Origin of the sequence: Hymenobacter sp. (genome assembly GCF_035709525.1) — a bacterium.
In the GTDB taxonomy this organism is placed as follows: Bacteria; Bacteroidota; Bacteroidia; order Cytophagales; family Hymenobacteraceae; genus Hymenobacter.
Map to the genome: position 1 here is coordinate 1 of NZ_DASTEP010000011.1, position 5480 is coordinate 5480.

General features: G+C 64.7%; 5 protein-coding genes. 4 read left to right on the plus strand and 1 reads right to left on the minus strand.

From position 1 onward, the window contains the following. Window positions 1-143: 143 nt before the first annotated feature. Window positions 144-905, plus strand: a complete 762-nt coding sequence (locus VFO93_RS00950) for an alpha/beta fold hydrolase (RefSeq protein WP_325132427.1) — start codon at window positions 144-146, stop codon at window positions 903-905. 122 nt (window positions 906-1027) lie between these two features. On the opposite strand, the gene VFO93_RS00955 is transcribed toward VFO93_RS00950, so the two are convergent. Further along, window positions 1028-1819 (minus strand): energy transducer TonB, encoded by a 792-nt coding sequence (locus VFO93_RS00955; RefSeq protein WP_325132428.1) that lies wholly within the window; start codon window positions 1817-1819, stop codon window positions 1028-1030. A gap of 136 nt (window positions 1820-1955) precedes the next feature. Between VFO93_RS00955 and VFO93_RS00960 the strand changes: the two genes are divergently transcribed. The 3 genes from VFO93_RS00960 (at window position 1956) to VFO93_RS00970 (ending at window position 5392) form a co-directional block, all read left to right on the plus strand. After that, window positions 1956-3506, plus strand: coding sequence for a DUF1800 domain-containing protein (locus VFO93_RS00960; protein ID WP_325132429.1), 1551 nt, complete (start codon window positions 1956-1958; stop codon window positions 3504-3506). A 150-nt stretch (window positions 3507-3656) separates the two neighbouring features. After that, entirely contained in the window at window positions 3657-4883 is a 1227-nt protein-coding gene (locus tag VFO93_RS00965) for a DUF1501 domain-containing protein (RefSeq protein WP_325132430.1), read from the plus strand. A 131-nt stretch (window positions 4884-5014) separates the two neighbouring features. Beyond that, window positions 5015-5392, plus strand: a complete 378-nt coding sequence (locus VFO93_RS00970) for an SPW repeat domain-containing protein (protein WP_325132431.1) — start codon at window positions 5015-5017, stop codon at window positions 5390-5392. Window positions 5393-5480: the final 88 nt, after the last annotated feature.

A 5480-nucleotide genomic window follows, 5' to 3' on the forward strand; every position in this document is an offset into this window, starting at 1 on the left:
CCCCCTCTTTTTTGGAAATGCGTCAAAAGCATTTTTCGGGGGCTAGGGGGTGAGGTGCACGCGAGGCGAGCCCCACACCAGCATTCATCCAGTAGCTTTGGCAGCACCGAAACCTGCCGTTCACCCGCAAGGTACTCCGCATTATGCCTACTGCCCAGCCCACCATCGTTTTCCTGCACGGCTTCGCCGAAAGCCGCGAAGTCTGGACCGAATTTACCCGGCCTTTCCCGCCCGAGTACCGCCTGCTGGCACCCAACCTGCCGGGCCACGGCACCAGCCTGGCCCCCGTGCCCGACTTCTCGATGGAGGCCCAGGCGCGCTACGTAATCGAGCACCTGGGCCGGCGCAATGCCACCGAGCCCGTGCTGCTGGTGGGCCACAGCATGGGCGGCTACGTGGCCCTGGCCCTAGCCCAGCGCTACCCCGAGCGCGTGGCCGGCCTGGCCCTCATCAACTCCAGCGCCTACGCCGACACCGACGAAAAGCGCCAGGCCCGCGAAAAAAACATCGGCTTCGTGGAGCGCCACGGCGTCAATAAATTCATGGAGAGCTTCGTGCGCCCACTCTTCGCGCCCGCCAACCGCGACCGGCTGCCCGAGGCACGCGCCCTGCTCGAAGACATCGGCAAGGCCACGCCCGAGGCCACTCTGGCCGGTGCCCTGCGCGGCATGGCCGCCCGCCCCGACCGCACCGCCGTGCTGCGCACGGCCCGCTTCCCCGTATTGATAGTAGCCGGCAAGCACGACGTGGCCGTGCCCCTGGCCGACTCGGTAGCCCAGGCCCCGCTGGCCCCCGTGGGCACCGGCTTGTTTCTGGAAGGCAGCGGGCATTTGTCTTACCTGGAGCAGCCCGAGGCCACACGACGGGCGGTGCTGGCGCTGGCCGGCGCGGTATTTGGGGCGTAGGGGTTTCAAGTGAAACTACCTGTCATGCTGAGCGCAGCGAAGTATCTCTGCCGCACCGTTGAACGGTTTGGGTAAAGCGGTAGAGGTGCTTCCCTATGCTGCTCAGCATGATGGGTAGTTCACTACTGTATTATCAAATTGACCGGCACCACGTAGGCCACGCGCACCGGCTGGCCCTGCTGGCGGGGCGGTGTAGTGGCATTCGGAATGGTGTTCAAATTGCGCAATATCTCGGCATCGACGGTGGGGCTGAGGCTGCCCACGATGCGGCGGTTTTCGACGGCCCCGGTCTCGCTCACCTCAAAGTAGCCGTAAGCCGTGCCCTCTACCTGGTTGCGCAGGTCGATGGCGGGGTAGCGAAACTGGCGTTGCAGGAAATTGCGGAAGGTATAAGAGGCTGGGTTGCTGCGATAAGGCTTGAAATCGACCGGCAGCGGAAAGGTCGGTTTTTCATCGCTATAAGGCAGCGGCTGGGGCCCGGTAGCCGGCCCAAACGTGAGGGGTAGGGCGACAGTCAGGGCAAATTTATCGTCCGTGCTCAGCAGGGTAGGGTCGAGCTGCCAGGGCGACAGCCGGCGGGCCAGCTGCTCGCCAATCGCCCGCACCTCGGCGGAGTTGGCCAGGGCCTGGTCGGCAGCCGCCGGGGGGCGCAGCAAGGAAACCTCCGTGGGCACGCCCTCCCGGTTCAGCTTCAGCAGCAAGAAAACCCGCCCTTGCAATGTGGGGCTGGCCTGCCGCTGGGCGCGGCCGAGGAGTGCCCGTAGCGAATCGGGGCCGCCCGCAAAATGTGGCTCGCTGGCGGGGGGCACGATGGTTGGCTTTTGGGCCACGGCGGCCGGGCTGGCCAGCAGGAGCAGCCCCGGCAGCAGCAGCGAGGCGGCGCAGCGCACGGGTAAAGAAAGCTTGCGAAGCATATAGCAAGAAAAGAGTGAGTTAGTATGCAAAATGCACGGCCGTAAATATAGGGTAAGCTGCGTGGGGCGGCCACGCGGCGGGCCAGCTAATTCAAGGTATATTAAACCTTCCTGCCATTCTTCGCTCCAACCCGGCATGACCGCTCAGCAGCAGCTCCAGCACCTGTATTGGCGCGCCGGCTTTGGCCCGCGCCCCGAGGATATAACCCAGGGCCTGAGCCCCGCCAAAGCCTTGCGCCAGTTGCTACGCGAGGCTGAGAAATGCGCACCCATCGAGAGCCCGGCCTTTCACTACGCCGACCCGCTGGGCGCGGTAATGGCCGTGCAGCCCGCCGCGCCTGCACCCAACCTGGCCGCCATGCGCCCGGCCGCACCTACCGCGCCCGACGAGCTAAGCCTGCTGGCCCCGCGCCCGGCCCTGACCCCGGCCCGCAAGCTGAGTGCGCCCGTGCTGCGCCGCCGCGACCTCACCCCCGAGCAGCGCAAGCAGCAAAACCAGGACATTCAGCAGGCCTTCGCAGCCATGAGCACCGCCTGGATGGAGCGCATGGCCACCGGCCCCGGCCAGCTGCGCGAAAAAATGGCCTTGTTCTGGCACGGGCATTTTGCCTGCCGCACCCGCCGGCCCGACGATAGCTTGCAGCTGCTCAATACCATCCGGACCAAGGCGCTGGGCAAATTCCCGGATTTACTCTTGGCCGTGAGCCGCGCGCCGGCCATGCTGCAATTTCTTAACAACCAACAAAATCGCAAAGAGCACCCCAACGAAAACTTCGCCCGCGAGGTGATGGAGCTCTTCACGCTGGGCCGGGGCAACTACTCCGAAACCGATGTGAAAGAAGCTGCCCGCGCCTTCACCGGCTGGAGCTACGACGGGCAAAACAACTTTGTCTTCCGCGAGCGGCAGCACGACGCCGGCCCCAAAACCGTGCTGGGCCACTCGGGCAACCTGGGCGGCGAAGACGTGCTCATCCTCATCATGCAGCAGCCGGCGGCGGCCACGTTTCTGGTCACCAAGATGTACCGCTTCTTCGTGAACGACGTGCCTAACCCGGCCCACATCGCGCCGCTGGCCGCTGCCTTTCGCAAAAGCCACTACGACATTGCCGACCTGGCCGAACGGCTGTTTTCGGCCGATTGGTTTTATGACGCGGCCAACGTGGGCGCGCGCATCAAGTCGCCGGTCGAGCTCATTGCCGGGCTGCGGCGCACGCTGCACGTGCAGGTAGAGAACCCCAAGCCGCTGCTGGGCTACCAGAAGGCGCTGGGCCAGGCGCTCTTTATGCCGCCCAACGTGGCCGGCTGGCCGGGCGGGCGCAACTGGATAGACTCGTCGTCGCTGCTGCTGCGCTTGCAATTGCCGGCCATTTTGTTCAAAAACGCCGAGTTTGCGGTGCGCCTCAAAGACGACGAAAACGACATCGCGCCCCAGACTACCGGCCCGCAGCGCACCGTGCGCAACACCGTGGGCGCGCACCTGCCGCTGGCCTCCCTGCAACAATTGCTCGGTGCCACGCCTGCCGCCGAGCGGCCCCGGCAGCTGGCGCAGTTCCTGCTGCAAGCGCCTCTGCGCCCCGAAAACCTGGCGCTGGTGCAGCAGACCGTAGCGAAGGCCACTACGCCGGAAGAGCAGCTGCGCGCCACGCTCATCAGCTTGCTGAGCTTGCCGGAATATCAATTATCTTGAAAATCGCTCGTCATGCTGAGCGCAGCGCAGCGTAGTCGAAGCATCTCTATCGGTGAACTAATAACTCCTAACGCTGGGCAACGCAGCGGTAGAGATGCTTCGGCTCCGCTGCGCTACGCTCAGCATGACGATTTACTAACAGCCAAAAAAATGCAACGCCGCCGCTTCCTGCAATCGTCCGCCCTGGCCAGCACGCTGCTGCTGGTGCCCAAGTTTTTGCACGCCCTCGACCGGCCCGAAACCGGGCTGGCCACGATGCTGCGCGACGCGCCCGGCGGCAAGGCGCGCCGCCTTATCGTGGTGCAGCTCAGCGGCGGCAACGACGGGCTGAATACCGTCATCCCGTACCGCGACGACTTGTATTTCAAGGCCCGGCCCAGCCTGGCGCTGAAGGAAGCCGATGGTATTCTGCCCCTCAGCAGCGACCTCGGCCTGCACCCTAAAATGACCGGTCTCAAAAGCCTCTACGACCAGGGTCAACTGGCCGTGCTCAACGCCGTGGGCTACCCCAACCCCGACCGCTCGCACTTCCGCTCGATGGACATCTGGCAGACCGGCTCGGGCTCGGAGCAGCTACTGACCACCGGCTGGCTCGGTCGCTATCTCGACAGCAGCTGCGCCGGCTGCGCGCTACCCTGCCAGGCCCTCGAAATCGATGATACCCTGAGCCTGGCCCTGAAAGGCCAGCTGCGTAAAGGTCTGGCCGTGAAGAACCCCGCCAAGTTTCACCAGCTCACCCAGAGCCGCTACCTGAGCCGCCTGAGCCAGGAGCGGCCCGCCGCCACGGCCACGTCGGAGCTGGATTACCTCTACAAAACGCTGGCCGAAACGGCCTCCTCGGCCGAGTACCTCTACGACAAGGCCAAGGTGCGCGCCAGCACCGCCACCTACCCCACTACCGAGCTGGGCCGCAACCTCAAAACCACCGCCGAGCTCATCGGCGCGGGCGTCGAGTCGCGGGTGTACTACCTGTCCCTCACGGGCTTCGATACCCACGTGCGGCAGCACGAGCAGCAGGGCCGCCTGCTCGGCGAGCTCTCCGATGGGCTGGCCGCGCTGGCTGCCGACCTCCAAAAAAGCAGCGAGTGGGAGAACACGCTGGTGATGGTGTTCAGCGAATTCGGCCGGCGCGTGACCCAGAATGCCAGCAACGGCACCGACCACGGCACCGCCAACAACGTCTTCCTACTCAGCGGCGCGCTGCGCAAGCCCGGCCTGCTGAACGCCTCCGCCAGCCTCGCCGACCTTGACCAGGGCGATTTGCGCTACCAGGTAGATTTTCGCAGCCTCTACGCCAGCATCCTCACCGACTGGCTCGGGGCCGACGATAAGCTGGTGCTCGGCCCTGGCATAGAGCGCCTTGCGGGCCTGGTGTGAGGAGGTATCCGGTTGCGCGTAGCGTGGAGGTAAGCCGCTGAAAAGCAGCGCGGTAAAGGCAAGCTGGGCTATATCCCCGGCTAGCGCGGCGCGTACCTGCTACCGTTTCACCTTTACCCCGCCTCCCGCTTATGAAACCCATTTCGCCCACCGTTCACGGTATTCTCGACTACATGACCTGCGCATTTTTTGCGCTGGCCCCCAGCTTGTTCGGCCTCGGCGGCGCGTATGCCACGGTGTGCTACGTGCTGGCCGGCGGCTACCTCGTCATTTCCTTGCTCACGGCCATGCCGCTGGGCGCAATTAAGGCCATCCCCTTCTGGCTGCACGGCAAGCTGGAGTTGGTAAGCGGACTGGTCTTCCTCGCCTCGCCCTGGCTGTTTGGCTTCGCCGAAAATACCACCGCCCGCAACCTGTTCGTGGGCGCGGGCGTGGTGTTTTTGCTGGTGTACTCGCTCACGCAGTGGCACCCGCAGGAGCGGGTAGCGGCGGCCGGGCCACGGGGGTAATGTGTTGTCCGATAAGTGGCTACTAAATTTCGCCCGTCATGCTGAGCGCCGCGCAGCGGAGTCGAAGCATCTCTACCAGAAAACTAAC

Excerpts from the sequence above, each read along its gene's own strand:
- VFO93_RS00950 (WP_325132427.1), top strand. The coding sequence starts at position 144 with ATGCCTACTGCCCAGCCCACCATCGTTTTCCTGCACGGCTTCGCCGAA.
- VFO93_RS00955 (WP_325132428.1), bottom strand. The coding sequence starts at position 1,819 with ATGCTTCGCAAGCTTTCTTTACCCGTGCGCTGCGCCGCCTCGCTGCTG.
- VFO93_RS00960 (WP_325132429.1), top strand. The coding sequence starts at position 1,956 with ATGACCGCTCAGCAGCAGCTCCAGCACCTGTATTGGCGCGCCGGCTTT.
- VFO93_RS00965 (WP_325132430.1), top strand. The coding sequence starts at position 3,657 with ATGCAACGCCGCCGCTTCCTGCAATCGTCCGCCCTGGCCAGCACGCTG.
- VFO93_RS00970 (WP_325132431.1), top strand. The coding sequence starts at position 5,015 with ATGAAACCCATTTCGCCCACCGTTCACGGTATTCTCGACTACATGACC.